The organism is Arthrobacter glacialis (assembly GCF_002909445.1).
Classification (GTDB): Bacteria; Actinomycetota; Actinomycetes; order Actinomycetales; family Micrococcaceae; genus Specibacter; species Specibacter glacialis.
Window position 1 is genome coordinate 1 of sequence record NZ_PPXC01000042.1, and the last position, 1,577, is coordinate 1,577.

Consider the following 1,577-nt stretch of genomic DNA (forward strand, 5'->3'; position numbering starts at 1 on the left):
CGGTATCTGTCAACCTGTTTGAGAGAGATTGACGTTTTGTTGAGTTCGTTGTTTGGGGTCGTTGATGGCGACGTAGGCGTCGATCTGGGGTGCCATGGGTCGGCGGGTGAATCGTGAGGGATTGGCGGCGTAGCTGGCGTCGAGGGCTATTTGTCGTTTGGTGTTGATTTCATCGACTAGTCCGTGGTGAACGGTGGCTGGTGTATGGCCGGCAATGCCTTCGTGTTGGTGTGAGTTGTTGTAGCGGATCACGAACGCGGCGACGTACTCGCGGGCAGCTTCCAGGGTTGGGAATCCTTGGGGGTAGGTGGTCTCGTATTTGAATGTTTTGAAGAGTGATTCGCTGAAGGGATTGTCGTTGCTGACCTTTGGGCGTGAGAAGGAACGAGCGATGCCGTGCCCGGCCAGAGTGGCTGCCATGATGGTGCTTTTCATCGAGGCCCCGTTGTCGCTGTGGAGGTATTCCGGGGCGTGTGGCGCCTCGTTGACGGCTTGGGTGAGCATGTCGGCAGCGGTTGCTGAAACCTCTGTGTGTTCCACTCTCCAGCCCACGATATAGCGGGAGTAAATGTCCATGATCAGGTACAGATCGAAGAACTGACGCAGCCGTGTTCCTTTGACTTTCGAGATGTCCCAGCACCAGACCTGATTGGGGCAGGCAGCTATCAGCTGCGGGATTTTCTTCGGCGGATGACTCGCTTGCCGGCGGCGGTCACCACTGAGCTTCGCGGCCGCCGCGACCCGGTGCCAGGAGCGCTTAGAAGCAACATGGAGGCCTTGATCTAGGTATTTGTAGTACACCTTGGCCACGGAGAGCAGCATGTTCTCCGGTGCGCTCAACCACCCGGTGATCATCTCGATCTCTTCTGGATTCAGCGTCGCCGGTTGCACCCGCTCCCTTTGCAGGATCATGGCCTTCACCGGCACCGGGGCTGCTTTTTCACGGTAGTAGGTCGCTGAGGACAGCCCCAGCAGCTCCAAAGCCTTCACCGCCGAGTGCCCGCCGAAGGCCTGCAGCTGCGCAAGGAACGGCGTCAGGACCCTTCGTCGTTCTTGGGCTTGAGCCAGGCTGGCCAGCCCTCGGACTCCTCTTGCGGCTCCACCACCTCTTCTGTCACTTCCGGAGTCTGCAGGTTCGAGGCGCTCTTGGCTAGGGAATCCAACAGCGCTGATGCTTTTTTTAGGATGTCTACCGTCGCCACGGACTGCTCCAACTTCAGCTTCAACGCCGCGTTCTCACGCTCGAGCTTCATGAAGTCACGCTGGTCCTGGCCCGACATCCTAGACCGTTCCGCCCGTACCGCCGGGTTCTCGCCAGGGGCCGTCAAACGTCCCTCGTCCCGATCCTGGGACCAAGTCTTCAGAGTCTTCCTCGTCACTTGAACCTTCCGGTAAAAAGCCGACTTCGAACCATAATCCAGGCACTTATCGAATTCGAGCAACAAGGCCCACCGCTCCGCCGGCAAGAAATGCGCATGACGGGAAGGCCTCTGGGGAATATCCATGAATAATTATCTCCTCCTGCCCCACCAAACATGAATGAGAAAAACTCTCTCACTCAAGGCTGGCACGTAGGG

Annotated in this window: 2 protein-coding genes; both read right to left on the bottom strand. The window is 58.0% G+C overall.

Features of this window, described 5'->3' with window-relative positions; translation table 11 throughout:
* Window positions 1–9 precede the first annotated feature (9 nt).
* On the bottom strand, window positions 10–1,077 hold the full coding sequence (locus tag CVS27_RS20300; RefSeq protein ID WP_306418517.1) for an IS3 family transposase: 1,068 nt from the start codon (window positions 1,075–1,077) through the stop codon (window positions 10–12).
* On the bottom strand, window positions 1,035–1,253 hold the full coding sequence (locus CVS27_RS20985; RefSeq protein WP_165788370.1) for a hypothetical protein: 219 nt from the start codon (window positions 1,251–1,253) through the stop codon (window positions 1,035–1,037). Before CVS27_RS20985 ends, CVS27_RS20300 begins: the two co-directional genes overlap by 43 nt.
* Window positions 1,254–1,577: the final 324 nt, after the last annotated feature.

Coding starts and splice junctions, on each gene's coding strand:
- CVS27_RS20985 (WP_165788370.1), bottom strand. CDS start 1,253: ATGAAGCTCGAGCGTGAGAACGCGGCGTTGAAGCTGAAGTTGGAGCAG.